General features: G+C 70.0%; 29 protein-coding genes. 20 read left to right on the top strand and 9 right to left on the bottom strand.

The annotated features are described in order from the left end of the window. Positions 1 to 100 precede the first annotated feature (100 nt). Genes AB0M48_RS34520 through AB0M48_RS34510 form a run of 3 tightly spaced genes read right to left on the bottom strand, consistent with a single transcriptional unit; the run spans position 101 to position 2,435 of the window. Positions 101 to 367, bottom strand: coding sequence for an HPr family phosphocarrier protein (locus AB0M48_RS34520; RefSeq protein ID WP_363849918.1), 267 nt, complete (start codon positions 365 to 367; stop codon positions 101 to 103). 29 nt (positions 368 to 396) lie between these two features. After that, positions 397 to 1,683, bottom strand: a complete 1,287-nt coding sequence (locus tag AB0M48_RS34515) for a PTS transporter subunit EIIC (protein WP_363849848.1) — start codon at positions 1,681 to 1,683, stop codon at positions 397 to 399. Beyond that, complete coding sequence (locus AB0M48_RS34510) at positions 1,680 to 2,435, bottom strand: GntR family transcriptional regulator (RefSeq protein ID WP_319983009.1); 756 nt, start codon at positions 2,433 to 2,435, stop codon at positions 1,680 to 1,682. The genes AB0M48_RS34515 and AB0M48_RS34510 overlap by 4 nt, the downstream gene beginning before the upstream one ends. A gap of 111 nt (positions 2,436 to 2,546) precedes the next feature. Between AB0M48_RS34510 and AB0M48_RS34505 the strand changes: the two genes are divergently transcribed. The 7 genes from AB0M48_RS34505 (at position 2,547) to aroQ (ending at position 7,041) form a co-directional block, all read left to right on the top strand. Continuing rightward, positions 2,547 to 2,783: a PTS glucose/sucrose transporter subunit IIB gene (locus tag AB0M48_RS34505; RefSeq protein WP_090005969.1), complete on the top strand. Its 237-nt coding sequence runs from the start codon at positions 2,547 to 2,549 to the stop codon at positions 2,781 to 2,783. Then, on the top strand, positions 2,780 to 3,235 hold the full coding sequence (locus AB0M48_RS34500; protein ID WP_363849845.1) for a PTS glucose transporter subunit IIA: 456 nt from the start codon (positions 2,780 to 2,782) through the stop codon (positions 3,233 to 3,235). Before AB0M48_RS34505 ends, AB0M48_RS34500 begins: the two co-directional genes overlap by 4 nt. Positions 3,236 to 3,341: 106 nt before the next feature. Next, the gene (locus tag AB0M48_RS34495; RefSeq protein ID WP_363849843.1) at positions 3,342 to 3,794 is read left to right on the top strand and encodes a prepilin peptidase; all 453 of its coding nucleotides are present in this window, start codon (positions 3,342 to 3,344) and stop codon (positions 3,792 to 3,794) included. A 13-nt stretch (positions 3,795 to 3,807) separates the two neighbouring features. Beyond that, positions 3,808 to 5,007: a chorismate synthase gene (gene aroC, locus AB0M48_RS34490; RefSeq protein ID WP_363849840.1), complete on the top strand. Its 1,200-nt coding sequence runs from the start codon at positions 3,808 to 3,810 to the stop codon at positions 5,005 to 5,007. Then, a complete protein-coding gene (locus AB0M48_RS34485; RefSeq protein WP_363849839.1) occupies positions 5,004 to 5,510 on the top strand; it encodes a shikimate kinase in 507 nt (168 codons plus the stop codon). The genes aroC and AB0M48_RS34485 overlap by 4 nt, the downstream gene beginning before the upstream one ends. Further along, positions 5,507 to 6,616, top strand: a complete 1,110-nt coding sequence (gene aroB / locus AB0M48_RS34480; protein ID WP_363849837.1) for a 3-dehydroquinate synthase — start codon at positions 5,507 to 5,509, stop codon at positions 6,614 to 6,616. Before AB0M48_RS34485 ends, aroB begins: the two co-directional genes overlap by 4 nt. Continuing rightward, positions 6,613 to 7,041: a type II 3-dehydroquinate dehydratase gene (gene aroQ / locus AB0M48_RS34475; RefSeq protein WP_363849835.1), complete on the top strand. Its 429-nt coding sequence runs from the start codon at positions 6,613 to 6,615 to the stop codon at positions 7,039 to 7,041. The genes aroB and aroQ overlap by 4 nt, the downstream gene beginning before the upstream one ends. On the opposite strand, the gene AB0M48_RS34470 is transcribed toward aroQ, so the two are convergent. Continuing rightward, on the bottom strand, positions 7,031 to 7,585 hold the full coding sequence (locus AB0M48_RS34470; RefSeq protein ID WP_363849833.1) for a Long-chain-fatty-acid--CoA ligase: 555 nt from the start codon (positions 7,583 to 7,585) through the stop codon (positions 7,031 to 7,033). The genes aroQ and AB0M48_RS34470 overlap by 11 nt on opposite strands. 178 nt (positions 7,586 to 7,763) lie before the next feature. Between AB0M48_RS34470 and AB0M48_RS34465 the strand changes: the two genes are divergently transcribed. Then, positions 7,764 to 8,129 carry a VOC family protein gene (locus AB0M48_RS34465; protein WP_363849831.1) on the top strand — a complete coding sequence of 122 codons (366 nt, stop codon included), beginning with the start codon at positions 7,764 to 7,766 and terminating at the stop codon, positions 8,127 to 8,129. A gap of 19 nt (positions 8,130 to 8,148) precedes the next feature. After that, the gene (locus AB0M48_RS34460) at positions 8,149 to 8,757 is read left to right on the top strand and encodes a hypothetical protein (protein ID WP_363849829.1); all 609 of its coding nucleotides are present in this window, start codon (positions 8,149 to 8,151) and stop codon (positions 8,755 to 8,757) included. On the opposite strand, the gene AB0M48_RS34455 is transcribed toward AB0M48_RS34460, so the two are convergent. Then, the gene (locus AB0M48_RS34455; protein WP_363849827.1) at positions 8,741 to 9,151 is read right to left on the bottom strand and encodes a B-4DMT family transporter; all 411 of its coding nucleotides are present in this window, start codon (positions 9,149 to 9,151) and stop codon (positions 8,741 to 8,743) included. The two genes, AB0M48_RS34460 and AB0M48_RS34455, sit on opposite strands and share 17 nt — an antisense overlap. 35 nt (positions 9,152 to 9,186) lie before the next feature. Between AB0M48_RS34455 and AB0M48_RS34450 the strand changes: the two genes are divergently transcribed. The 3 genes from AB0M48_RS34450 to nusB are packed head-to-tail and all read left to right on the top strand — an operon-like array spanning position 9,187 to position 11,283. Next, positions 9,187 to 10,263, top strand: coding sequence for a Xaa-Pro peptidase family protein (locus AB0M48_RS34450; protein ID WP_363849825.1), 1,077 nt, complete (start codon positions 9,187 to 9,189; stop codon positions 10,261 to 10,263). A 31-nt stretch (positions 10,264 to 10,294) separates the two neighbouring features. Next, a complete protein-coding gene (efp, locus tag AB0M48_RS34445) occupies positions 10,295 to 10,864 on the top strand; it encodes an elongation factor P (protein ID WP_319983021.1) in 570 nt (189 codons plus the stop codon). Continuing rightward, positions 10,864 to 11,283 (top strand): transcription antitermination factor NusB, encoded by a 420-nt coding sequence (gene nusB / locus AB0M48_RS34440; protein ID WP_363849823.1) that lies wholly within the window; start codon positions 10,864 to 10,866, stop codon positions 11,281 to 11,283. The genes efp and nusB overlap by 1 nt, the downstream gene beginning before the upstream one ends. A gap of 48 nt (positions 11,284 to 11,331) precedes the next feature. On the opposite strand, the gene AB0M48_RS34435 is transcribed toward nusB, so the two are convergent. Next, positions 11,332 to 11,961 carry an HD domain-containing protein gene (locus AB0M48_RS34435; RefSeq protein ID WP_363849822.1) on the bottom strand — a complete coding sequence of 210 codons (630 nt, stop codon included), beginning with the start codon at positions 11,959 to 11,961 and terminating at the stop codon, positions 11,332 to 11,334. A gap of 12 nt (positions 11,962 to 11,973) precedes the next feature. Continuing rightward, the gene (locus AB0M48_RS34430; protein WP_363849820.1) at positions 11,974 to 12,675 is read right to left on the bottom strand and encodes an NAD(P)H-binding protein; all 702 of its coding nucleotides are present in this window, start codon (positions 12,673 to 12,675) and stop codon (positions 11,974 to 11,976) included. 88 nt (positions 12,676 to 12,763) lie between these two features. Between AB0M48_RS34430 and AB0M48_RS34425 the strand changes: the two genes are divergently transcribed. After that, positions 12,764 to 13,573, top strand: coding sequence for a sigma-70 family RNA polymerase sigma factor (locus AB0M48_RS34425; RefSeq protein ID WP_363849818.1), 810 nt, complete (start codon positions 12,764 to 12,766; stop codon positions 13,571 to 13,573). A gap of 34 nt (positions 13,574 to 13,607) precedes the next feature. Here AB0M48_RS34425 and AB0M48_RS34420 read toward each other — a convergent pair whose 3' ends face one another. Both AB0M48_RS34420 and AB0M48_RS34415 read right to left on the bottom strand, forming a co-directional pair. Then, positions 13,608 to 14,771 (bottom strand): MFS transporter, encoded by a 1,164-nt coding sequence (locus AB0M48_RS34420; protein ID WP_363849817.1) that lies wholly within the window; start codon positions 14,769 to 14,771, stop codon positions 13,608 to 13,610. Between the two features lie 102 nt (positions 14,772 to 14,873). Further along, a complete protein-coding gene (locus AB0M48_RS34415) occupies positions 14,874 to 15,362 on the bottom strand; it encodes a transcriptional regulator (protein ID WP_030471611.1) in 489 nt (162 codons plus the stop codon). Positions 15,363 to 15,619: 257 nt separating this feature from the next. On the opposite strand from AB0M48_RS34415, the gene pyrR reads away from it, so the two are divergent. From pyrR to pyrF, 7 genes are read left to right on the top strand one after another with little or no spacing between them, the layout of a single operon-like run. Continuing rightward, the gene (pyrR, locus tag AB0M48_RS34410; RefSeq protein ID WP_319983026.1) at positions 15,620 to 16,192 is read left to right on the top strand and encodes a bifunctional pyr operon transcriptional regulator/uracil phosphoribosyltransferase PyrR; all 573 of its coding nucleotides are present in this window, start codon (positions 15,620 to 15,622) and stop codon (positions 16,190 to 16,192) included. Then, positions 16,189 to 17,121 carry an aspartate carbamoyltransferase catalytic subunit gene (locus AB0M48_RS34405; protein WP_363849814.1) on the top strand — a complete coding sequence of 311 codons (933 nt, stop codon included), beginning with the start codon at positions 16,189 to 16,191 and terminating at the stop codon, positions 17,119 to 17,121. Before pyrR ends, AB0M48_RS34405 begins: the two co-directional genes overlap by 4 nt. Then, the gene (locus AB0M48_RS34400; RefSeq protein WP_363849813.1) at positions 17,118 to 18,398 is read left to right on the top strand and encodes a dihydroorotase; all 1,281 of its coding nucleotides are present in this window, start codon (positions 17,118 to 17,120) and stop codon (positions 18,396 to 18,398) included. The genes AB0M48_RS34405 and AB0M48_RS34400 overlap by 4 nt, the downstream gene beginning before the upstream one ends. Next, positions 18,395 to 18,901: a transporter gene (locus AB0M48_RS34395; protein WP_363849811.1), complete on the top strand. Its 507-nt coding sequence runs from the start codon at positions 18,395 to 18,397 to the stop codon at positions 18,899 to 18,901. Before AB0M48_RS34400 ends, AB0M48_RS34395 begins: the two co-directional genes overlap by 4 nt. Continuing rightward, the gene (gene carA, locus AB0M48_RS34390; RefSeq protein ID WP_363849809.1) at positions 18,850 to 20,010 is read left to right on the top strand and encodes a glutamine-hydrolyzing carbamoyl-phosphate synthase small subunit; all 1,161 of its coding nucleotides are present in this window, start codon (positions 18,850 to 18,852) and stop codon (positions 20,008 to 20,010) included. Before AB0M48_RS34395 ends, carA begins: the two co-directional genes overlap by 52 nt. Next, positions 20,010 to 23,312: a carbamoyl-phosphate synthase large subunit gene (gene carB, locus AB0M48_RS34385; protein ID WP_363849808.1), complete on the top strand. Its 3,303-nt coding sequence runs from the start codon at positions 20,010 to 20,012 to the stop codon at positions 23,310 to 23,312. The genes carA and carB overlap by 1 nt, the downstream gene beginning before the upstream one ends. Further along, positions 23,309 to 24,121 carry an orotidine-5'-phosphate decarboxylase gene (gene pyrF, locus AB0M48_RS34380; protein ID WP_363849807.1) on the top strand — a complete coding sequence of 271 codons (813 nt, stop codon included), beginning with the start codon at positions 23,309 to 23,311 and terminating at the stop codon, positions 24,119 to 24,121. Before carB ends, pyrF begins: the two co-directional genes overlap by 4 nt. Positions 24,122 to 24,385 lie beyond the last annotated feature (264 nt).

Here is a 24,385-nt window from a genome sequence, read left to right as displayed (position 1 = left end):
GGCCTCGGCCGGCGTCGTGACCGCGGGTGTGGTGCTGCACTTCGGGTGGGTCGTGAGTGGTCTCGGCCGTCGGGGCGATCAAGACCACTCACGACCGGGATCACTCGTCGTGATCGGTGGCGATCAGCTCGGCGATGGCGTCGAGAGCGGCGTCCGCTCCCTCTCCCTCGGCGCTGAGCACCACCTCGTCACCGTGCATGGCGCCCAGGGTCATCAGACCCAGAACACTCGCCGCGTCAACGGCTTCGCCGCCGTCCTTGGCGATGCTGACCGTCACCGGCTGGTCGGCGGCGGCCTTCGCCAGCAGTGCGGCAGGCCGGGCGTGCAGTCCGACCTTGCTGGCCACGGTGACCCGTCGCTCGGCCATGATGGTTCCTCCCGGTAGAGCTGGTTCGCTTACTGCTGTTCGTCGGTGGTGCGCTTCTGCTTCTCACGCACCGCCGTGTCGCCACTGCCGCCGACGATGCTCTCGTCGGCCTCAGGGGACTCGTCGTCCTCGCGGCCCGGCGTCTTCAGGTTCCACTTGGTGATGACGAAGCGGAACAGGAAGTAGTAGATCGCACCGTAGATCAGGCCCAGGATGATCAGCATCCACGGCTTCTGGGAGATGTTCCAGTTCAGGATGAAGTCGATCGCACCGGCCGAGAACGAGAAGCCCGAGTGGACGTCGAGCGCGTTCGAGATCGCGAGCGACGTACCGGTCAGGAACGCGTGGATCAGGTACAGCGGCCACGCCACGAACATGAACGCGAACTCGAGCGGCTCCGTCACACCGGTGATGAACGCGGTGAGAGCGGCGGAGCCCATGATGCCGCCGATGAGCTTGCGCTGGCTGGGACGCGCGGTGTGCACGATCGCGAGCGCGGCTGCCGGGAGGGCGAACATGAGGATCGGGAAGAAGCCGGTCTGGAACGTGCCGGCCGTCGGGTCGCCCGCCAGGAAGCGCGGGATGTCGCCGGTCTTCTCGTTGTACTCGCCGAACTGGAACCACACGACGTTGTTGACGATGTGGTGCAGACCCAGCGGGATCAGCAGGCGGTTCACGACACCGTAGATGAAGGCACCGATGATCGTGCTGCCGGTGACCCACTCACCGATGGCGGTCAGGCCCGCGTCGAACCACGGGTAGACCAGGCCGAGCAGGACGCCGACGATCGTCATGACACCGGCGACGATGATCGGGACGAACCGGCGGCCACCGAAGAACGCGAGGTACGGGGGCAGCTTGATGCGGTGGTACTTCTGCCACAGCAAGGCGGTCAACAGGCCTACGACGATACCGCCGAGGACACCGTAGTTGATCACCTCGGGCTTGGCGGCCGGGTCGGTCGGCTGGTCGAGGACCAGCGGCGACATCGCCTTGAAGACGCTCGTCAGCACGACGTAGCCGACGACGCCGGCGAGCGCCGTGGAGCCGTCACCGCGCCGTGCGAAACCGACGGCGATGCCGACGGCGAACAGCAGCGCGAGGTTGCTGAACAGCGCGTCGCCCGCCGCACCGATCACGGAGGCGACGGCGTTCCAGCCCAGGCCGTCCTTGCCCAGCATGTCGGGTTGACCGAAGCGGAGCAGCAGGCCTGCCGCGGGCAGCACGGCGATCGGCAGCATGAGGCTGCGACCGAAGCGTTGCAACGTGGCGAGGCCCTTGATCTCACGACCACCGGTTGCGGCGTCCGTGCTCATCGGGTTCCTCCCTTGGCGGAGTTGGGTCCGGTACCCGGGACGGTCCGGTCCAGTTGCATGGTCACCTGGTAGAGATCGCCCCGGTACCAGGAGGTCACGTCTTCGCAGGGCCGCCCGTCGGAGCTGGCGACCCTCCTGAACACGAGAAGCGGACTGCCCTTGCGGACGTCGAGCGCCTTCGCGGTCTCCGCGTCGGCGGTCTCGGCCCACACGGTCTGCCGCGCGTGGTCGAGCTGAATTCCGTACCGGGTCGCGATGATCTCGTAGATCGATCCGGTCAGGTCGCAGCGGTCCAGTTCGGGAAGCATGTGCGGGCTGTACCAGCCGGCTTCGAGCGCCAACGGTGCACCGTCGGCCTTGCGCAGCCGCACGACGCGGTACGCGTACTCGTCGGACTCGAGGCCCAGCGAGGCCTTCGAGCCGGGTGCCGCCTGGCCGCAGCTGATCACCTCGGTGCTGGGTTCGACCCCGCGCGCCTTCATGTCCGAGGTGAACGAGGCCAGGAACAGCTGCAGGTCGTAGCGCCGCTTGGCGGTGAACGTCCCACGTCCCTTGGCCCGCGTGAGCAGGCCTTCGGCGACCAGCTGGCCGACCGCGGCCCGCACGGTGATGCGAGAGACTCCGTACCGCTCGGCGAGATCGCGCTCGGACGGGATCGGTGAGCCGGGAGCGAGATCCTGCTCTGCCAGCCGCCGCAGGATCTCGCGCAGCTGCGCGTGCTTCGGCTTGGGCCCGTCCACGATCTCGTTCATCCGCTCACCTCCTCGCTAGTGGTACTTTCCGGTCTAGACCAGTTGGTGCGGGAGAATGCTCCGCGCACCGAGCGGGTGTCAACCGCTGTTACGGGAACGAGAGGTACGAACGTGGCTGACGAGAAGGCTCAGAAGATCCTCGAGGCGCTGGGCGGGCGCGACAACATCATCGAGATCGAGCCCTGCATCACCCGCCTGCGGTGCGAGCTCGAAGACGGTTCCGTCGTGGACGAGAAGGCGCTGAAGGCGTTGGGAGCGCACGGAGTCATGCGTTCCGGCAACGTCGTCCAGGTCGTCGTCGGCCCCGAGGCGGACACCATCGCGTCGGACATCGAGGACCTGCTGTGAGCCTGCGCGTCGGCAGCCCCGTGGCGGGCCGGGTGGTCGCGCTCTCCGCGGTTCCGGACCAGGTCTTCGCCGAGGCGATGGTCGGACCCGGCGTGGCCGTCGAACCGGTTCGATCGAAGGCCGATGTGGTGTCACCGCTCGACGGCACCGTCGTCACGCTGCACCCGCACGCGTTCGTGGTCGCCAACGGTGACGGGGCGGCCATCCTGGTCCACCTCGGCATCGACACCGTGAAGCGCAAGGGCGAGGGCTTCGAGCTCCACGTCGTCAAGGGCGAGCAGGTCCAGGCCGGTCAGAAGATCGTGACGTGGGACCCGGCCGAGGTCGAGGCGGCCGGGTTCGCGCCGATCTGCCCGGTGGTCGCGCTCGACGCGTCCGCCGAGGTGCTCGGCGACCTGGCTCTCGACGCGGACGTGGTGGCGGGCGACGCCCTGTTCGACTGGTCTCGCTGAACCGTTCTCCCAGCCCTGACCGGGGCGGTGTGAAGGCCAGCGTGAACGGACCGTTCACGACGGGTCGGAACTCGTACCCGGTCGCCCCGAGCAGGACCGTGGTGTCATGACCACGGTCCTGCTCGCGTTCGTCCTGGGTTCGCTGTGGACGGTCGCCGCCGTCCTGGACGCTCCACCCTCGTCGTACCTGCTGGCCTGGTTCGGCATCGTGCTCGCGACGATCGACCTGCGACACCACCGGTTGCCGGACGCGCTGACCCTCCCGTTGGGTGCCGCGCTGCTGCTCCTGCAGTTCCACGGGCTGGGAGCCGCGGCGTTGTCGGCGCTCGTCTTCGGTGGCGCACATCTCGCCGTGCGGCGGCTGCGGCCCGCACTGATGGGCGGCGGCGACGTGAAGCTCGCTTTCGGACTCGGTGCGGCGCTTCCGTTGCCGGCGCTCCTACCTGCGGCGATCCTGTCCAGTGCGGTCACCCTGGCCGTCGCCGCGCTCCGGCGCCGGCGCGCCGTGCCGCACGGGCCTGGCCTGCTGGCCGCCACCTGGGCGTTGACGACGCTGTGAAAGGATTGTGAACGTGCTGCGCTGGATCACCGCTGGAGAGTCACACGGCCCCGCCCTCGTCGCCGTCCTGGAGGGCATGCCCGCAGGGGTGGAGGTGACCACCGACGACCTGGTCGCCCAGCTCGGGCGCCGCAGGCTCGGGTTCGGTCGCTCGCCGCGCATGGGCTTCGAGCAGGACGAGGTCGAGATCCTCGGCGGCGTCCGCCACGGCAAGACCCAGGGCGGTCCGGTCGCGGTCACGATCGGCAACTCCGAGTGGCCCAAGTGGCAGACGGTCATGTCGCCGGACCCGGTCGACCCGAGCCTGCTCAAGCCCACCGGCCGCAACGAGGCGCTCACCCGCCCGCGCCCCGGCCACGCCGACCTGCCGGGCATGCAGAAGTTCGGCTTCGACGAGGCCCGTCCGGTGCTGGAGCGCGCCTCCGCCCGTGAGACCGCGGCCCGCACCGCGCTGGGCACGGTCGCCCGGCAGTTCCTGCAGCAGCTGCTCGGCGTGCAGATCGTGAGTCACGTGGTGTCCATCGGCAAGGCCGAGACGCCCGAGGACGCCGCGCTGCCCACGCCCGACGACCTGGCCGCGATCGACGAGTCGCCGGTGCGGTGCTTCGACCAGCGCGGCACCGAGGCGATGGTCGCCGAGGTCGAGGCCGTCAAGGAGGCCGGTGACACGGTCGGCGGCGTCATCGAGGTGCTCGTCTACGGGTTGCCGCCGGGCCTGGGCTCGCACGTGCACTGGGACCGCCGCCTCGACGCGCGCCTGGCCGCCGCCCTCATGGGCGTGCAGGCGATGAAGGGCGTGGAGATCGGCGACGGCTTCACCTCGGCGAAGCGCTGGGGCTCGCAGGCGCACGACGAGATCGACCGCGGCAGCGGCCCGGTCGGCGTGACGCGCCGCTCGAACCGCGCCGGTGGCCTCGAAGGCGGCATCACCAACGGCGAGATCCTGCGCGCCCGCGTGGCGATGAAGCCCATCTCGACCGTGCCGCGCGCACTGTCCACTGTGGATGTCCGCACCGGTGAGCCCGCGGTCGCGATCCACCAGCGTTCGGACGTCTGCGCCGTGCCGCGCGCCGGTGTGGTGCTGGAGTCCGTGGTGGCGCTGGTGCTGGCCGAGGCCGCGCTGGAGAAGTTCGGCGGCGACTCGCTGGACGAGACGCGCCGCAACGCCCACGCGTACCTCAAGGCGCTGGAAGCCCGCTGGGAGGGCATGTGAGCCCCCGGTACGTGGTGGTCGGTCCTCCCGGAGCCGGGAAGACCACCGTCAGCGAACTGCTGGCCGCACGCCTCGGCGTGCCGTTCCGCGACGTCGACGCGGACATCGTCGCGCTCGCCGGCAAGCCCATCTCGGACATCTTCACCACCGACGGTGAGCCCGCTTTCCGCGCCATCGAAGAGGAAGCGGTCGCGAAGGCGCTAGTCGAGCACGAGGGCGTGCTGGCCCTGGGCGGGGGAGCGGTCCTGTCCGCGACGACCCGCGAGCGCCTGCGCGAGCACACCGTCGTGTTCCTGAACGTGGGCATGGCGGAGGGCGTGCGCCGCACCGGGCTGTCGTCCTCGCGGCCGCTGCTGTCCGGCATCAACCCGCGCGCCACGTTCAAGGCGCTGCTCGACGCGCGCCTGCCGCTGTACCGCGAGGTCGCGACGATCGAGGTCCTGACGGATTCGCTGGACCCGCACCAGGTGACCGACGCGGTGATCAAGGGAGCTGAAGCATGACCGAGCCCGTGCGCATCCGGGTCGCCGCGGAGAAGCCCTACGACGTGGTGGTCGGCCGCGGCCTGCTCGGCGACATCGTCGAGTTCCTGAAGGGCACCGCCAAGATCGCGATCGTGCACCAGCCGACCCTCGCTGAGACGGCCAAGGTGCTGGTCGACGAGCTCAAGGCCGTGGGCGCCGACGCGCACCGCGTCGAGGTCCCGGACGCCGAGGACGGCAAGGACCTCGCCGTCGCCGGCTTTTGCTGGGACGTGCTCGGCAAGATCGGCCTGTCGCGCTCGGACGTCGTCGTCGGCCTCGGCGGCGGCGCGGTGACGGACCTCGCGGGCTTCGTCGCGTCCACGTGGATGCGCGGCGTGCGGCTGGTCAACATCCCGACGACGCTGCTCGGCATGGTCGACGCGGCGGTCGGCGGCAAGACCGGCATCAACACCGACGCGGGCAAGAACCTCGTCGGCACGTTCTACGAGCCGGACGCGATCTTCGTCGACCTCGCGACGCTGGAAACGTTGCCGCGCAACGAACTCATCGCCGGCATGGCCGAGATCGTGAAGGGCGGCTTCATCGCCGACCCGGTCATCCTCGACCTCATCGAGGCCGACCCGGCCCTGGCCCTCGACCCGACCGGCGAGGTGCTGGCCGAGCTGGTCCGCCGCAAGATCCAGATCAAGGCCGACGTCGTGACCTCGGACCTGCGCGAGTCGTCGTTGCGCGAGATCCTGAACTACGGCCACACCCTCGGCCACGCCATCGAACGCCGCGAGCGCTACCGCTGGCGCCACGGCGCCGCGATCAGCGTGGGCCTGGTCTTCGCCGCCGAACTGGCCCGCCTCGCCGGCCGCCTCGACGACGAGACGGCCGACCGCCACAAGCGCGTCCTGCAGCTGCTCGGCCTGCCGACGACGTACGACCCGGAGGCCCTCCCGCAGCTCATGGAGGGCATGAAGGTCGACAAGAAGAACAAGGCGGGCGTGCTCCGCTTCGTCGTCCTCGACGGCCTCGCCAAGCCCGGCCGCCTCGAAGGCCCGGACCCGGCCCTGATCGCCGCCGCGTACTCGGCCGTCGCCGCCGAGCCGACCACCGGCTCGGGGAAGGTGCTGCTGTGAAGGTCCTCGTCCTGAACGGCCCGAACCTCGACCGCCTCGGCACCCGCGAGCCGCTCATCTACGGCAGCACCACGCACGCCGACCTCGTCGACATGTGCGTCGCCGAGGGCAAGGAGCTCGGCTTCGACGTCGAGGTCCGCCAGACCGCCTACGAGGGCGAGATGGTCAAGTGGCTGCACGAGGCCGCCGACGCGTCGATCCCGGTCGTCCTCAACGGCGCCGCCTGGACGCACTACTCGATCGCGGTGCGCGACGCGTGCTCGCAGCTGACCGCGCCGCTGGTCGAGGTGCACATCTCGAACATCCACCAGCGCGAGGAGTTCCGGCACCACAGCGTCATCTCGGCGGTCGCGAGCGGCGTGATCGTCGGCCTGGGCGTCGAGGGCTACCTGCTCGCCCTGCGCTGGCTGTCTTTCAAGAAGTAGCGCGCACCGGGTGGCGCATCCAGAGGTTCGTCTCCTCGTAGACGCCCTGGTCGCGCTCCCGGTCGATCGCGACGAGGTCCAGCCCGCCCGCGACGACGTACCGTCCGCTCTGCGGGAACGCCATCCCGGTCCACCGCTCCCACTCGGCAACGCTCCCGGTCACCACCATCGACCGGGGCGCGGGCCCGAGGATGGTGGCGCCGAGCCGCTGGTGCGTGCGGATCCACGGGTCGAGGTGCAGGCCGTCCGCACGTGACCAGCGCTGGAAGTCCTCCATCGACGTCACCGGGTAGGTCGCCTTGAGCGTCGGCCGCACGGGCACGATCACCCGGAGCAGTCCGTCGTCCGCGGCCCGCTCACGCAGAGCGGTGAGCACCTTTCCCGCCAGTCCGCCTCCGGTGCGATCGGCCCGCACGGTCGCCGCCACGACGCACAACGAGTCGGGCACGACGCCGCTCTCGTGCTCGGTGACCGCCGCGACCAAAGCACCGTCGTACCCTCCGCAGGGCAGCGCCGACGTCTCGCCGTCCCAGCTCAGAGCCACCGCCGTCGCGCGTGCCAGCCGTCCCGCAGCGAGGCCTGGGCGGGGCCCTGGAGGTCGGGGCGCTCGGTGTTCGAGACGATCTTCATGAAGCCGATCCTCGCGCAACCAACGTCGCCCGCGTCGAGCGTGTACCTTCCCGATCTGGCCGGACACGGAAGGGAAACCGTTGCTCCACCACGTGGAACTGTGGGTCCCGGACCTCGCCCGCGCCGAGGCCACGTTCGGGTGGATCCTCACCCAGCTCGGCTGGACCGAGCACCAGCGCTGGGACGCCGGGGTCAGCTGGAAGCTCGGCGGCACCTACGTCGTCGTCGAGCAGTCCCCGGCCATGACCGGCCCGTACGACCGGATGAGAGCGGGCCTGAACCACCTCGCCCTGCACGCGGGAACCCGGGAGGACGTCGACCGCCTGACCCGGGAATCCGAGGCGAACGGGTGGAGGCTCATGTTCGCGGACAGGCATCCTCACGCGGGAGGACCGGACCACTACGCGGCGTTCCTGGAGAATTCCGACGGCTTCGAAATCGAGCTGGTAGCCGCCTGAACGTGTGAGGATGCCGCTCGTGCCGAGACTGCTGATCGCCGCGTTCGCCCTGCTCCTGGCCGGCTGCGCGGCCGCGCCGGAGCCCACACCCGTCAGCAGTGAGGCGACGACGCTCACCAGCGAGCAGTTCTCCGATCAGGAACTGCAGGCGAAGTGGTGGACGTGGGCGGCGTCGAGCCCGGAGAACCGCAACCCCGTGGTCGACGACACCGGCCAGTGGTGCGCGGAGAACCAGCCGGAGGACGTGTGGTTCTTCGCGGGCACGTTCGGAGGCGCCGTGCACCGCCGGTGCCCGGTGCCCGCCGGTCGCCCGCTCGCCGGTCCCGCGCTCAACCTCGCCTCCACGGACGCGAACTGCGCGGCGTTCATGGAGGCCGCCAAGGGCTCGGTGACGCTCGACGGACAGCTCGTCGAGCTGCGGCGGATCGCGCCGGTCGCGATCACCTACCAGGCCGCGAAGGGCAACGTCATGGGGCAGCGCGAGGGACGCGTGGCCGCGCAGGGGTGCGGGCTGTGGGCGTGGATCCCGCCGCTCAAGCCGGGCGAGCACGAACTGGTGGTCAAGGGCGCGTCGGGCGATTTCAGCACCTCGGCGCGCTACCTGCTGACCGTCAGTTCCGCGGACTAGCCGGGTCCTTCTTCGCGAGGAACCCGCCGAGCAGCATCCCGAGTCCCGCCGGAGCCAGCACGAGCAACGCCGTGAACGCGGCCCCGCCCGTCAGCGCCACCCACAGCGCCTCCTGCCCGGTCTGGTCGACCAGCAACGCCGACCCGATCACGCCCAGCGCACCCGCGAACGGGCCCGCGATCAGCGACGCGATGAACCACTGCATGCCGCGCCCGTCGAGATCGCGCAGCGTGTCGACGGCACCCCAGAGGACCGCGGCGACGATCAGGAGGCCGAGAGCGATCGGCCGGATCGAGGAGGCCTCGGGGCTGCGCACGCCCACGGCCGCCACGCCGGTCTGCACAGCTCCATGCAGGAGCCCCATCCACAACGCACGGACGAACCAAGGACGCATGCGGACAGCTTAGGACTGGCCGTACGCTGCGAGACATGTCGTCGTACGCCGCACGCCGCACCGCATTGCGCCAAGCGCTCCAGACCGCAGATCTGGACGCACTACTGGTGACGAACCTGCTGAACGTCCGGTACCTCACCGGGTTCACCGGATCGAACGCCGCCGTGCTGATCGGCGCGAGCGGCGACGACACCACGGTGTTCTGCACCGACGGCCGTTATCTCACCCAGTCGGCGAAACAGGTGCCGGACCTGGAACGGGTGATCGACCGGCCGTGCGACACCGCGCTCGCGAGCAGGGCGAAGGGCAGGCTCGGGTTCGAGAGCCACCACGTCACGGTCGACGGCCTGGACGAGCTGACGGCGGCCGCCGGCAAGGCGGAGCTGCACAAGGCCGGTGGCCTGATCGAGAAGCTGCGGCTGGTCAAGGACGAGGTCGAGATCGAGGCGCTGCGGATGGCGTGCGCGGCGGCGGACCGCGCGCTCGCGGCGCTGATCGGGCACGGCGGCCTGCGCGCGGGCCGCACCGAACGCGAGGTCGCGCGCGAGCTGGAGAGCCGCATGCTCGACCACGGCGCCGAGGGCCCGTCGTTCTCCTCGATCGTGGCGTTCGGCGCGAACTCGGCCGTGCCCCACCACTCGCCGACGGACGCGACGCTGCACACCGGCGACCTCATCAAGCTCGACTTCGGCGCGCTGGTCGACGGCTACCACTCCGACATGACCCGCACGTTCGTGCTCGGCAAGCCCGCGGACTGGCAGCGCGACCTGTACGACCTGGTAGCGCGCTCGCAGGCGGCGGGCCGCGACGCGCTCGAGCCGGGCGTGAAGGTGAGCGACGTCGACCACGCGTCGCGCGAGGTGATCGAGAAGGCCGGGCACGGGGGCGACTTCCTGCACGGCCTCGGTCACGGGGTCGGGCTGGAGATCCACGAGGCACCGGCGTTGTCGAAGGCGGGTGCCGGTACACTTTCGGCCGGTATGGCGGTCACCGTCGAGCCCGGCGTCTACTTGCCGGGGCGGGGCGGGGTCCGCATCGAGGACACCCTCGTGGTCCGCGAAAGCGGCCCGGAGCTCCTCACCCTGACCACGAAGGAACTCGTGGTCGTCTGACACCCCCGTCCTACACAGGAGAAATCCCACCGTGGCCACCACGAACGACCTGAAGAACGGCCTGGTGCTGAACCTCGACGGCCAGCTCTGGACCGTCACCGCGTTCCAGCACGTCAAGCCCGGCAAGGGTGGCGCCTTCGTGCGCACGACCCTGAAGCACGTGCTGACCGGGAAGGTCGTCGACAAGACCTTCAACGCGGGCACCAAGGTCGAGACCGCCACCGTGGACAAGCGCGGCATGACCTACCTGTACAAGGAAGGCACCGACTTCATCTTCATGGACGGTGACACCTACGACCAGATCCCGGTTCCGGCCGAGACCGTCGGTGACGCCGCGAACTACATGCTGGAGAACCAGGAAGCGATGGTCGCCACGCACGAGGGCGTCCCGCTGTTCATCGAGCTCCCGACGTCGGTCGAGCTCGTGATCGAGCACACCGACCCCGGCCTGCAGGGCGACCGCTCCACCGGTGGCACCAAGCCCGCCCGCCTCGAGACCGGCGCCGAGATCCAGGTCCCGCTGTTCGTCACGACCGGCGAGAAGATCAAGGTCGACACCCGCGACGGCCGCTACCTCGGCCGCATCAGCGACAAGTCCTGATGGGTGCTCGGAGCAAGGCCCGAAAGCGCGCGGTCGACTTCCTCTACGAAGCCGACCTGCTGGGCAGCGACGCAGTGACGCTGCTGGCTTCGCGCGTCGGGTCCCCTGACGTCCCGCCGGTGAACGACTACACCGTCACGCTGGTCGAGGGCGTCACAGCGAACCGCTCGCGCATCGACGACCTCATCTCGGAGCACGCCGAGGGCTGGACCCTGCAGCGCATGCCGGCGGTCGACCGCGCGATCCTGCGCCTCGGCCTGTACGAGCTGCTGTGGGCGTCCGACGTGCCGGACGCGGTCGCCATCGACGAGGCCGTGGAGCTCGCCAAGGGCCTGTCCACGGACGACTCGCCGCGCTTCGTGAACGGTGTGCTCGGCCGGATCGCGGTCATCGCGGACAAGCTGCGCGCCGTTCTGTAGTTCTGCTGCCGAGGGGGCCACGTCAACGGCGACGTGGCCCCCTCGGTGTCAGCTCCGGGCCCAGCCGCGCCGCTCTCCCTCGTCGATCAGCTGCAGCGCCGCCTGCCACAGCGCCGTCGAGCCTTCGCCGATCACGGCCTTGCGAGCGCGTACGTCCTGCGCCGTCACGCCGGGTGTCCGCCAGGTCCCGCCCTTCGCCATCCAGTTGAGCAGCAACGGTTGCAGCCGGTCCATGGCCTTCGCGAACCGCGACTCCGGCGTCTCCCGCGCCTCGAACTCGTCCCACAACGCCCGCAGCGCGCGGCCCGCGTCGTCGGGCAGGATGCCGAACAGCAGGTCGGCGGCGGCCTCCTCGCGTTCCTGCTGGCTCTCGCCCAGCGCGGTGTCATAGATCGGCGTGTCACCCGCGTAGATCTCGACGAGGTCGTGCACCACCACGAGCTTCATCGTGTGGCCGACGTCGATCGGTTCGTCGGCGTACTCGGCGAGCGTCATGACCATCAACGCGAGGTGCCACGAGTGCTCCGCGTCGTTCTCGCGCCTGTCCGCCGCCGCGAGAGGAGACGCGCGCAGCACGGTCTTGAGCCGGTCGACCTCGATGAGGAACGTGAGGTGCTCACGCAGCCGGGAGTCCACACCGGACGGCAGCGGGTTCTGATCAGCGAGAAGTTCGGTCACGTTGCCAGGACACTACCGACCGGCCAGGAACTCCTCCCACGTGCGGGTGCCGCGGTCGCCGTCCAGCGTCAGGTTCCGCCCGCCCCGGTACGCCTTCCCTGCCTGGCCCGGCAGCCGCACCGGCACCGTGAGCCGGCGCTTGCCCGCGACGGTCAGGTAGTCGCGCACGAGCTCGCGCAGCTCGAAGTCCGCGGGCCCGGCGAGGTCCGGCACCCGTCCGGCGGGCTGTCGCAGCGCCAGTCCGGCGATCCGCGCCGCCACGTCACGCGCGTCCACCGGCTGCAGCCGCATTCCCGGCACCGGTACGACCGGCAGCTTCGCGAGGCCGCGCACCATCGTCAGCGTCAGGTCGTGGAACTGGGCCGCGCGCAGGATCGTGAACGGGATGCCCGACGCCTCGACCGCCTCCTCGCACGCGTGCTTCGTGCGCAGCCACGCCAGCGGCACGGCATCGGCACCGATCACCGAGATGTACACGAAATGCCGGACGCCCCGGCAGGCCGCGAGCAGGTTGCGGGTCGCGACGTCGTCGCCCTTCTGCCCGCCGGCGAGGTGCACCACGACGTCCGCCTCGATCGGCGGGACGTCACCGAGCAGGTCGCAGGCGATGTCGCCGTGCCTGCTCAGCACCACCACGTCCGCCCCGGCTTCGCGCAGCCGCGGAACCACGTGCCTGCCGAGAGTGCCGGTGCCGCCGGTCACGAGGATCTTCACGATTACCCTCCTGGATAAGTCGTCGCACCGTCGACCCGGCGGCGCCGGGGAACGTGACAGGCTGTGCGCCAGGCCACAGGGGGAAGCTGTGATCGCGGAGTTCGAGCAGGAGCGCACACGCTTGCGCGCCATCGCCCACCGCATGCTCGGGTCGTTCGCCGAAGCCGACGACGCGCTGCAGGACGCCTGGCTGCGCGTCGAGCGCGCCGACACCTCGCAGATCGAGAACCCGGCCGCGTGGCTCACGACCGTCGTCGGGCGGGTGTGCCTGAACATGCTGCGCGACAGGCGGGAGCACGCGTTCGAGATGCCCGACCCCGTGATCGAGACGGGGGAGGAGCCCGAGCAGCAGGCCGTCGCGAAGGACCAGGTCGGGCTCGCGATGCTGATCGTGCTCGACTCGCTCAAGCCCGACGAGCGGCTGGCGTTCGTGCTGCACGACATGTTCGCCGTGCCGTTCGACGACATCGCGCCGCTGATCGACAAGACCCCGGCGGCGGCCCGGCAGCTGGCGTCCCGCGCCCGCAAGCGCGTGCAGGACCGGCCTCAGCCGAACGTCGACCTGCCCGCCCAGCGCGAAGTGGTGCGGGCGTTCCTCAAGGCGTCCCGGGAGGGCGACCTCGAAGGCCTGGTCGCGGTGCTGCACCCGGACGCCGTGCTGCGCGCGGGCGCCCTGGAGGTCATCGGCGGGCGCACCGTCGCCGGCCGGGCCGCCCTGTTCAGCAGGTACGCGACCATGGCGGCCGCCGAGTTCGCGGTCATCGGCGGCGAGGCCGGCTTCATCGCGCGGGTGGACGGCGTGCCGTTCTCGCTCATGGCCTTCACCGTGCGCGACGGGCAGATCGTCGCGATCCACGTGATCCAGGACAAGGAGCAGCTCGCCGCCCTTGTTCCGTGAGCAGTCCGACGACCCTCGCTCGAGCCGGCGGCGATCACGGTCCGTCGGCTCGGGGCACCAGTGCCCACACCGCCACCGCGCTGAGCACCGCCGCGACCGCCGCCGTCGCGAACGCCGGCACGGGTGACCTCTCGAGCAGCAAGCCCCCGACGGCCGAACCGATAGGCATGCCCAGCACGTTGAGGCTGATCGACACCGCCAGCACCCGCCCGAGCCTGCCCGGATCCGTACGACGCTGACGCAGCGTCAGCAGACCCACGTTGACGAGCCCGGACACCAGTCCGACCACGACCAGCCCGACGGCCAGCCCGATCATGCCGATACTCGCGACCAGCACCGCGACCGCCGTGGCCGCGGTGCCGATGATCATCGCCACGCGTTCGCGGCCTTCGCGCAGGACGTGCCCCGCGATCAGGGCGCCGACGAGCCCGGCGAGTCCGGCCGCACCCCACAGCACACCCGCCCACGCCTCACCGGCCACCGTCGGCACCGCCACCACCAGCACACCCCAGGCGACCTGGTAGAGGCCGTAGGACACGACCAGCGCCCGGAGCACGGGATGAGTCAGGACGTAGCGCACGCCGTCCAAAGTGGAACGCAGCAGCGGCGGATGCACCGCGTGCGAGGGACGGTCCGGCGGCAGCAGGAGCATGAGCGGGCAGGCCGCGAGGTAGAGCGCGGCGACGACGAGCAGGGCCGTCCGCCCACCGGCCAGCACGAACACCGTGCCCGCGAGCACCGGCCCCAGCACCTCGACCAGGTTGAACAGGCCGGAGTCCAGCGCGTTCGCCCGTTCGGCGGCGGGACGGGGCACCAGCCTCGGCAGCAGCACGCGCGCCCCGGCGATGTTCAGCGGGCTGGTGAGCGAGTACAGCGCCGCCAGCACCAGGACCAGCGCGACGGAGGCCGGCGCGAACGCCAGCGCGGCCACCAGCACCGCGCTCGCCACGAGGTCGGCCACGATCGACCGCACCACCCCGGCGCGGTCGAGGAGGGCACCCGCCAGCGGGCTGATGATCAGGCCCGGCGCGACCGCGGCGAACACCACGACACCGGCGAGTGCCGCCGACCCGAACACGTCGAGCACGTGGAAGACCAGCACCAGCGTGAACATCTGCTCGGCGAGCCGGGAGCACAGCGCGGCGCCGAGCAGGGGCGCGACCCGCGGCGTGAGCAGGACTTGGCGGTAGGTCGTCACGCTGGGTACCTCACCCGAAATGCAGCAGTGGCTCCCCCGACGTCCTCAGGGCGACTGGCAGGACGTCGGGGGAGCCACTGCTTGAGAAAGCGGAGGTGAAGCTCAGTCTTCCTTCGCGGGACGGGCCTCGGGAGGCAGCACACCCCAGTCGATCAGCTGCTCGGTGAGCTCGCCCGGCGTCATGTCGTAGATGATCGCCAGTGAACGCAGGTCCTCGGTGCGGATGGAGAGGACCTTGCCGTTGTAGTCACCGCGCTGCGACTGGATGGTCGCGGCGTAGCGAGCCAGCGGACCGACCTTCTCGACCGGCAGCTGCTGCAGCCGTTCGAGGTTGATCACGATCTTGGTGGCCGGCTCGGCACCGGAGGGCACCCGGCCCTCGGGCAGCAGCTCGGCGACGGGAACCCCGTAGAAGTCGGCCAGCTCGGCCAGCTTCTGCACGGTCACCGCGCGGTCGCCACGCTCGTAGGAGCCGACGACCACGGCCTTCCAGCGACCGCCGGACTTCTGCTCGACGCCGTGCAGGGACAGACCCTGCTGCTGGCGGATAGCGCGGAGCTTGGCCCCCAGCGCCTTGGCGTAGTCGCCCATGTGGCGGTTCTCCGTTCATTCGCCCCGTCAGCAGTACGTGCGTGCTGCGGGGAGGCTTAGATCGATACGCAGAGTAATGATTACTCGCCGTGGTCGGCAGGTCAAGCTGATCTCGCGGAGAGACGCGCGCCACGCCTGGCCTACCACTCGGATGGTTGACCGCCCGTAGGTGATACCGTGCAGGTCAGCCTAGTTGTTACCAGGTGTCCGACGTCCTTTAAGGACCCGTCCAGTGAGGCGGGGAAGGAGGTCCAGCCGTGGCGTCACGTCAACGTGGCGCGACGGATCCGGCCGGGGATCGCGAGATTCTTTCGGCCGGTGACGTTGCGCGCACTGTCGCCCGAATGGCCCATCAGATCATCGAGAAGACCGCTCTCGATGCACCCAGCGCACCCGACGTCGTCTTGATGGGTATTCCCAGCCGGGGAGCCCCCCTCGCACGACGTCTAGCCGCTAAGATCGCCGAATTTTCCGGCCGGACGGTGCACGAGGGCACGCTCGACATCACCCTCTACCGCGACGACCTGCGCCGAGGCCCCACCCGGCCGCTGGAGGCGACGAAGCTGCCCGAGGGCGGCATCGACGACAAGCTGGTCGTGCTCGTGGACGACGTGCTGTTCTCCGGCCGCACCATCCGCGCCGCCCTCGACGCCCTGCGCGACCACGGCCGGCCCCGCTCCGTCCAGCTCGCCGTGCTGGTCGACCGAGGCCACCGCGAGCTGCCGATCCGCGCGGACTACGTGGGCAAGAACCTGCCGACGTCCAAGACCGAGGACGTCGTCGTGATGCTCGAGGAGTTCGACGGCCGCGACGGAGTGGTGCTGAAGTGAAGCACCTGCTCTCCACCGACGGCCTCGGCCGCGACCAGGCGATCGCGATCCTCGACACCGCGGACCGGCTGAAGCAGGCGCTGCTCGGCCGCGAGGTCCGCAAGCTGCCGACGCTGCGCGGCCGCACGGTGATCACGATGTTCTACGAGAACAGCACCCGCACCCGCGTCAGCTTCGAGATCGCCGGCAAGTGGATGTCCGCCGACGTGATCAACGTCAGCAGCTCCGGTTCCAGCGTCAGCAAGGGCGAGTCGCTGCGCGACACCGCGCTGACCCTGCAGGCCGCGGGTGCCGACTGCGTGATCGTGCGGCACCCGGCGTCCGGTGCGGCGCACCGGCTCGCGGGCTGGCTCAAGCACACCAGCACGTCCGTGGTGAACGCCGGCGACGGCATGCACGAGCACCCCACCCAGGCGTTACTCGACGCCGCCACGCTGCGCGACCGCCTCGGCAGCCTCGACGGCCGCCGCGTCGCGATCGTCGGCGACGTCCTGCACAGCCGGGTCGCCCGGTCGAACGTGCACCTGCTGACCACGCTCGGTGCCGAGGTCACGCTGGTCGCCCCGCCGACCCTGCTGCCCACCGGCGTCGAGAACTGGCCGGTCGCGGTCTCGCACGAGATCGACGCCGAGCTCGCCTCGCAGGACGCGGTGATGTTGCTGCGCGTGCAGGCCGAGCGGATGACCGGCGGGTTCTTCCCGAGCTCGCGCGAGTACTCGATCGCGTACGGCCTCAACGAGCGCCGCTTGAAGCTGCTGCCCGAGCACGCCGTCGTGCTGCACCCCGGCCCGATGCTGCGCGGCATGGAGATCGCCTCCGTCGTCGCCGACAGCCCGCAGGCCGCCATCACCGAGCAGGTCCGCAACGGTGTCCACGTGCGCATGGCCGTGCTGTACCACCTGCTTGCCCACGAGGAGGAAAACGCGTGAAGCCCTTGCTTCTCAAGGGAGTTCGGCCCTACGGCGAGGGTGAACCGATCGACCTGCTGATCCGCGACGGCGTGATCGCAGAGGGCACGGACGAGAACGCCGAGATCATCGAAGGCAACGGGGCGGTTCTGCTGCCCGGTTTCGTCGACCTGCACACCCACCTGCGTGAGCCGGGCCGCGAGGACACGGAGACCATCGAGACCGGCTCCAAGGCAGCCGCCCTGGGTGGTTACACCGCCGTCTTCGCCATGGCCAACACGGATCCGGTCGCCGACAACGCCGTCATCGTCGAGCACGTCGCCCGCCGCGGCCAGGAGGTCGGCCTCGTCGACGTCCACCCGGTCGGCGCCGTCACGGTCGGCCTCGAGGGCGAGAAGCTCGCCGAGCTCGGCACGATGGCGAAGTCCAAGGCGAACGTCCGCGTCTTCTCCGACGACGGCCACTGCGTGCACGACCCGCTGATCATGCGCCGCGCGCTGGAGTACTCGAAGTCCCTGGGCGCCGTCATCGCCCAGCACGCCGAGGAACCGCGCCTCACGGTCGGTGCCCAGGCGCACGAGGGCGAGAACGCGTCCAGGCTCGGCCTGCAGGGCTGGCCGGCGGCGGCCGAGGAGTCCATCGTCGCGCGTGACTGCATCCTCGCGAAGCAGGTCGGCGCGAGGCTGCACGTCTGCCACGTCAGCACCACCGGCACGGCGGACGTCCTGAAGTGGGCCAAGGCGCGTGGCACCGAGGTCAGCGCCGAGGTCACCCCGCACCACCTGATCCTGACCGACGACCGGCTCTCCACCTACGACCCGGTCAACAAGGTCAACCCGCCGCTGCGCACGCAGGCCGACGTCGACGCGCTGCGGCAGGCTTTGGCGGACGGCACGATCGACTGCGTCGCCACGGACCACGCCCCGCACGCGGTCCAGGACAAGGACTGCGAGTGGTCGGCGGCCCGTCCGGGCATGCTCGGCCTGCAGACCGCGCTCGGCATCGTCGTCGAGACGATGGTGAAGACCGGCCTGCTGGACTGGCGCGGCGTCGCGCGGGTGATGAGCGAGAAGCCCGCCGAGATCGCCGGGCTGACCGACCAGGGCCGTCCGATCGCGGTCGGCGAGCCCGCGAACCTCGTGCTGGTCGACCCGGACGCGTCGTGGACGGTGCACGGCGCGCAGCTCGCGAGCATCGCCGGCAACACCCCGTTCGAGGGCATGGAACTGCCCGCGGCGGTGACGGCCACCATCTTGCGTGGCCGGGTGACCGCGGTGGCGGGGAGGATTGCGGAATGACCCGCATTCTCCTGTCCCTCGCGGTCTTCGTCTTCTTCGCCCTGTGCGTCTACGGCATGTGGCACGGCTGGAAGCGACGCCAGCGCAAGCAGGCGGACCTGCCGGCGTTCCCCTCGACGCCGGCCGCGCTGGGCGCGCCGAAGCTCACGACCACGGGCGTCTACATCGGAACGACGAACGCGGGCAACTGGCAGGACCGCATCCAGGTCGGCGACATCGGCCACCGCGCCGAGGCCACGCTGAGCCTGGTCCCGGAGGGCGTCGCCATCGATCGAGCCGGCGCGTCCCCGATCTTCATCCCCGCCGGGGCCGTCCGGGACGCCCGCACCGACCGGGGCCTCGCCGGGAAGGTCATGTTCAGCGAGGAAGGCCTTCTGGTGGTCCAGTGGGAGAACGAAGGCCACCTCTTCGACACCGGTTTCCGCGGTGACGACAAGGACGTTTACGACGAATGGGTTGCGGCACTCAGTCAGCACCCGATCAACACGGAGGGCAAGGCGTGACGAACGCGGCATTGGTGCTGGAAGACGGACGTGTCTTCCGCGGTGAGGCGTACGGAGCGACCGGCGTCTCGCTCGGCGAGGTCGTGTTCTCCACGGCCATGACCGGGTACCAGGAAACCCTGACCGACCCCTCCTACCACCGCCAGATCGTGGTGCAGACCGCACCGCAGATCGGCAACACCGGCTGGAACGACGAGGACGACGAGTCCTCGAAGATCTGGGTCGCCGGTTACGTGGTCCGCGACCCCGCGCGCACGCCGTCGAACTGGCGGTCCAAGCGCGGCCTCGACGAGGAACTGGCCGACCAGGGCGTCGTCGGCATCGCGGGCCTCGACACCCGCACCCTGACCCGCCACATCCGCGAGCAGGGCGCCATGCGCGCCGGGGTGTTCTCCGGCTCCGGGCTCACCGACGACGCGTCGATGGTCGAGCAGGTCAAGGCCTCCGCGGAGATGGTCGGCGCGAACCTCGCCGTCGACGTCACCGCGGCCAAGCCGTACGTCGTCGAGGCCATCGGTGAGAAGAAGTTCACCGTCGCCGCGCTCGACCTGGGCATCAAGTCGAACACCCCGCGGATGATGGCGGCACGCGGCATCGAGGTGCACGTGCTGCCGCTGACGAGCTCCTTCGAGGACGTCCTGAAGGTCAGCCCGGACGGCCTGTTCCTGAGCAACGGCCCGGGCGACCCGGCCACGCAGGACCACGCCATCGCGCTGACGAAGGAGGCGCTGGGCCGCAAGCTGCCGCTGTTCGGCATCTGCTTCGGCAACCAGATCCTCGGCCGCGCGGTCGGCCGCGGGACGTACAAGATGCGCTACGGCCACCGAGGCATCAACATCCCGGTCATCGACGTGACCACGGGCAAGGTCGCCATCACCTCGCAGAACCACGGGTTCGCGCTGGAAGGCACGCCGGGCGAGGAGTTCTCCTCCGAGTTCGGCCGCGCCGTGCTGTCGCACTACTGCCCGAACGACGGCACCGTAGAGGGCGTCCGGCTGCTCGACGCGCCGGCGTTCTCCGTGCAGTACCACCCCGAGGCCGCGGCCGGTCCGCACGACGCCGCGCCCCTGTTCGACGAGTTCGTGACGCTGATGAATGAGGCCCGCTGATGCCGAAGAGGACTGATCTCAAGCACATCCTGGTGATCGGCTCCGGCCCGATCGTCATCGGTCAGGCGTGCGAGTTCGACTACTCCGGCACCCAGGCGTGCCGCGTGCTGCGCGAAGAGGGCATCCGGGTCAGCCTGGTGAACTCCAACCCGGCGACGATCATGACGGACCCGGAGTTCGCGGACGCCACCTACATCGAGCCGATCACGGCCGAGTTCGTGGAGAAGGTCATCGCACAGGAACGCCCGGACGCGATCCTGGCGACGCTGGGCGGTCAGACGGCGCTCAACACGGCCATCGCGCTGCACGAGCGCGGTGTGCTGGAGAAGTACGACGTCGAGCTGATCGGCGCGGACATCGACGCGATCCAGCGCGGCGAGGACCGGCAGATCTTCAAGGACCTGGTCCGCAAGATCGGGTCCGACGTCCCGCGTTCCGCCGTCTGCAAGACGATGGACGAGGTCCGCGCGACGGTCGCCGACCTCGGCCTGCCGGTCGTCATCCGGCCGTCGTTCACCATGGGCGGCCTGGGTTCCGGCATGGCGTACACCCCCGAGGACCTGGAGCGCCTCGCGGCGATCGGCCTGGAGGAGTCCCCGGTCACCGAGGTGCTGATCGAGGAGAGCGTGCTCGGGTGGAAGGAGTACGAGCTCGAGCTGATGCGCGACCGCAACGACAACGTCGTCGTCATCTGCTCGATCGAGAACATCGACCCGATGGGCGTGCACACCGGTGACTCGGTGACGGTCGCGCCCGCGATGACCCTGACCGACCGCGAGTACCAGCACATGCGCGACGTCGGCATCCAGGTCATCCGCGAGGTCGGCGTCGACACCGGTGGCTGCAACATCCAGTTCGCGATCCACCCCGAGAACGGCCGCATGGTCGTCATCGAGATGAACCCGCGGGTGTCGCGGTCCTCCGCGCTGGCGTCCAAGGCGACGGGCTTCCCGATCGCCAAGATCGCCGCCAAGCTCGCGATCGGCTACACGCTCGACGAGATCACCAACGACATCACGGGGGAGACCCCGGCGTCGTTCGAGCCGTCGCTCGACTACGTGGTCGTGAAGGCCCCGCGGTTCGCCTTCGAGAAGTTCCCCGGCGCGGACCCGACGCTGACGACCACGATGAAGTCGGTCGGCGAGGCCATGTCGATCGGCCGGAACTTCGTGGAGGCGCTGGGCAAGGCGCTGCGTTCGCTGGAAACGAAATCGGTCGGTTTCTGGACCCAGCCGGACCCGGAGGGCACTACTCTGGAGTCCACGCTGAAGCAGCTGGAGCGCGGCCACGACGGGCGCCTCTACACGGTCGAGCGTGCTCTTCGACTCGGCGCGTCCATTGAGGACGTGTACAACGCGTCGAAGATCGACCCGTGGTTCATCGAGCAGATCGCGTGGCTCGGCACGTTGCGGCAGGAGCTGCTCGACGCGCCGGTGCTCGACGAGCCGTTGCTGCGCAAGGCGAAGCGGGCGGGTCTCTCCGACCGCCAGATCGCCGTGCTGCGCTCGGAGCTGGCCGGTGAGGACGGCGTGCGCAGGCTGCGGCACCGCCTGGGCGTGCGCCCGGTCTACAAGACGGTCGACACGTGCGCGGCGGAGTTCAAGTCCGAGACGCCGTACCACTACTCCGCGTACGAGCTCGACCCGAACGCGGAGACCGAGGTCGCGGAGCAGCGGGAGAAGCCCAAGGTCCTGATCCTGGGCTCCGGCCCGAACCGCATCGGTCAGGGCATCGAGTTCGACTACTCGTGCGTGCACGCGGCCATGGCGCTGCGGGCGGCCGGGTACGAGACCGTGATGGTCAACTGCAACCCGGAGACGGTGTCGACGGACTACGACACCTCCGACCGCCTGTACTTCGAGCCGCTGACGTTCGAGGACGTGCTGGAGGTCGTGCACTCCGAGCAGCGCTCCGGCACCGTCGCGGGCGTGATCGTCCAGCTCGGCGGCCAGACGCCGCTGGGCCTGGCGCAGCGCCTGGCCGACGCGGGTGTGCCGATCGTGGGCACGACGCCCGAGGCGATCCACCTCGCCGAGGACCGCGGCCAGTTCGGCAAGGTGCTCAACCAGGCCGGTCTGCCCGCGCCGAAGTTCGGCACGGCCACGTCGTTCGACGAGGCCAAGGAGATCGCGGACGAGATCGGCTACCCGGTCCTCGTGCGACCGTCCTACGTGCTCGGTGGGCGCGGCATGGAGATCGTGTACGACGAGGAGTCGCTGTCGGGCTACATCGCCCGCGCGACCGAGGTGACGCCCGAGCACCCGGTGCTGGTCGACCGGTTCCTCGACGACGCCATCGAGATCGACGTCGACGCGCTGTGCGACGGCGACGAGGTGTTCATCGGCGGCGTGATGGAGCACATCGAGGAAGCCGGCGTGCACTCCGGCGACTCGTCGTGCGCGCTGCCGCCCATCACCCTGGGCGCCTCGGACATCGAGAACGTCCGCCGCTCCACCGAGGCCATCGCGAAGGGCATCGGCGTGAAGGGGCTCCTGAACGTCCAGTACGCGCTCAAGGACGACGTGCTGTACGTCCTGGAGGCAAACCCGCGTGCGTCGCGCACGGTGCCGTTCGTGTCCAAGGCGACGGCGGTGTCGATGGCCAAGGCCGCGTCCCGCGTGATGCTCGGTGCCACGATCGCGGAACTGCGCGCGGAGGGCATCCTGCCCGCCACCGGTGACGGTGCGCGGCTGCCCGAGCACGCGCCCGTCGCGGTCAAGGAAGCGGTCATGCAGTTCCACCGCTTCCGCACGCCCGAAGGCCACGGCGTCGACTCGTTGCTGGGCCCGGAGATGAAGTCGACCGGCGAGGTCATGGGCATCGACTCGTCGTTCGGCAAGGCGTTCGCGAAGTCGCAGACGGCCTCGTACGGCTCGCTGCCGACCTCCGGCAAGGTGTTCGTGTCGTTCGCGAACCGCGACAAGCGCGCGATGATCTTCCCGGTCAAACGCCTGGCCGACCTCGGGTTCCAGATTTTGGCGACCTCGGGCACCGCGGAGGTGCTGAAGCGCAACGGGATCCCGTGCACCGAGGTGCGCAAGCACTTCGAGGGCGAGGGCAACGTCGTCGACATGATCCTGGCCGGCGAGATCGACATGATCTTCAACACGCCCTACGGCAACAGCGGCCCGCGCATCGACGGCTACGAGATCCGCACCGCCGCCGTCGCGAAGGACATCCCGTGCGTCACCACGATCCAGGGCGCCGCCGCGGCCGTGCACGGCATCGAGGCGCTCATCCGGGGTGACATCGGGGTCCAGCCGCTGCAGGCCCTCCAGGCCGCCCTGCGGGGTGACGCGTGACGTTCGGCGAGAAGCTCGCGAAAGCCGTTGCGGCGCACGGACCTCTGTGCGTCGGCATCGACCCGCACCCGAGCCTGCTGGACGCCTGGGGCCTCTCCGGGACCGCCGAGGGCCTCGAACGGTTCGCGCTGACCGCCGTGGAGGCGTTCGGCGGCAGGGTGGCGATGGTGAAGCCGCAGGCGGCGTTCTTCGAGGCCTACGGGTCGCGGGGCGTCGCCGTGCTGGAACGGGTGATCGCCGGCCTGCGCGACTCGGGCACGCTGGTGCTCGTCGACGCCAAGCGCGGCGACATCGGCTCCACCATGGCCGCCTACGCCCAGGCGTACCTGGGCGACGGCTCGCCGCTGGCCGGTGACGCGGTCACGCTCTCACCGTTCCTCGGCTTCGGCTCGCTGCAGCCCGCCCTCGACACGGCGCGGGAGACGGGCCGGGGCGTGTTCGTGCTCGCCCTCACGTCGAACCCGGAGGGCGCCCAGGTCCAGCGGGTGGTTGCTCCGGACGGGCGAACCGTGGCGCAGACGATCATCGATTTCGCCGCGGCTCGGAATTCAGGCATTTCCCCGTGCGGCGATGTCGGTCTCGTCGTGGGCGCCACGATCGGGGAAACGGATGTAGACCTCAGCCGGTTCAACGGACCGATCCTGGCCCCGGGTTTCGGCGCTCAGGGTGGCTCGGTGGCTGATCTAAAACGGCTCTTCGGACCCGACATGCGCAACGTCTTTCCGACTTCTTCACGAGATGTTCTCAAGCACGGCCCCGACGTGTCGTCGCTGGTCAGCGCGGTGCAGAGGGTCCAGCAGGGCCTCTGAGGAGGGGCGCGCCACGTCTTTTGGGGTGTGGCGCGCTCACCTGGGCAAACATGTGTTGGTAGGGTCCACGCCACCGGCTGCCCCGCTGGTCACCGGCCTCATAGCACACCTAGAGTGGGCGACGAGTTGCCGGAGGGCAGTGATCAGGCCGCCGGAGGGTGTTGGTACTACTACCACCCGCCGCAATCATGACCGCTGAAGATTTACCTGACTGGGTCACGTTGTACTCAGGCAATTGCGGTCTGTACGGTCGCGGCACCGATC

Source organism: Lentzea sp. NPDC051208 (assembly GCF_040682435.1).
GTDB lineage: Bacteria > Actinomycetota > Actinomycetes > Mycobacteriales > Pseudonocardiaceae > Lentzea > Lentzea kristufekii.
Note: the sequence above shows the minus strand (reverse complement) of the source record. Positions and strands in the feature narration are given on the sequence as shown.

Coding starts and splice junctions, on each gene's coding strand:
- AB0M48_RS34520 (WP_363849918.1), bottom strand. CDS start 367: ATGGCCGAGCGACGGGTCACCGTGGCCAGCAAGGTCGGACTGCACGCC.
- AB0M48_RS34515 (WP_363849848.1), bottom strand. CDS start 1,683: ATGAGCACGGACGCCGCAACCGGTGGTCGTGAGATCAAGGGCCTCGCC.
- AB0M48_RS34510 (WP_319983009.1), bottom strand. CDS start 2,435: ATGAACGAGATCGTGGACGGGCCCAAGCCGAAGCACGCGCAGCTGCGC.
- AB0M48_RS34495 (WP_363849843.1), top strand. CDS start 3,342: ATGACCACGGTCCTGCTCGCGTTCGTCCTGGGTTCGCTGTGGACGGTC.
- aroB (WP_363849837.1), top strand. CDS start 5,507: ATGACCGAGCCCGTGCGCATCCGGGTCGCCGCGGAGAAGCCCTACGAC.
- AB0M48_RS34455 (WP_363849827.1), bottom strand. CDS start 9,151: ATGCGTCCTTGGTTCGTCCGTGCGTTGTGGATGGGGCTCCTGCATGGA.
- AB0M48_RS34450 (WP_363849825.1), top strand. CDS start 9,187: ATGTCGTCGTACGCCGCACGCCGCACCGCATTGCGCCAAGCGCTCCAG.
- nusB (WP_363849823.1), top strand. CDS start 10,864: ATGGGTGCTCGGAGCAAGGCCCGAAAGCGCGCGGTCGACTTCCTCTAC.
- AB0M48_RS34415 (WP_030471611.1), bottom strand. CDS start 15,362: ATGGGCGACTACGCCAAGGCGCTGGGGGCCAAGCTCCGCGCTATCCGC.
- AB0M48_RS34395 (WP_363849811.1), top strand. CDS start 18,395: ATGACCCGCATTCTCCTGTCCCTCGCGGTCTTCGTCTTCTTCGCCCTG.
- carA (WP_363849809.1), top strand. CDS start 18,850: ATGGGTTGCGGCACTCAGTCAGCACCCGATCAACACGGAGGGCAAGGC.
- carB (WP_363849808.1), top strand. CDS start 20,010: ATGCCGAAGAGGACTGATCTCAAGCACATCCTGGTGATCGGCTCCGGC.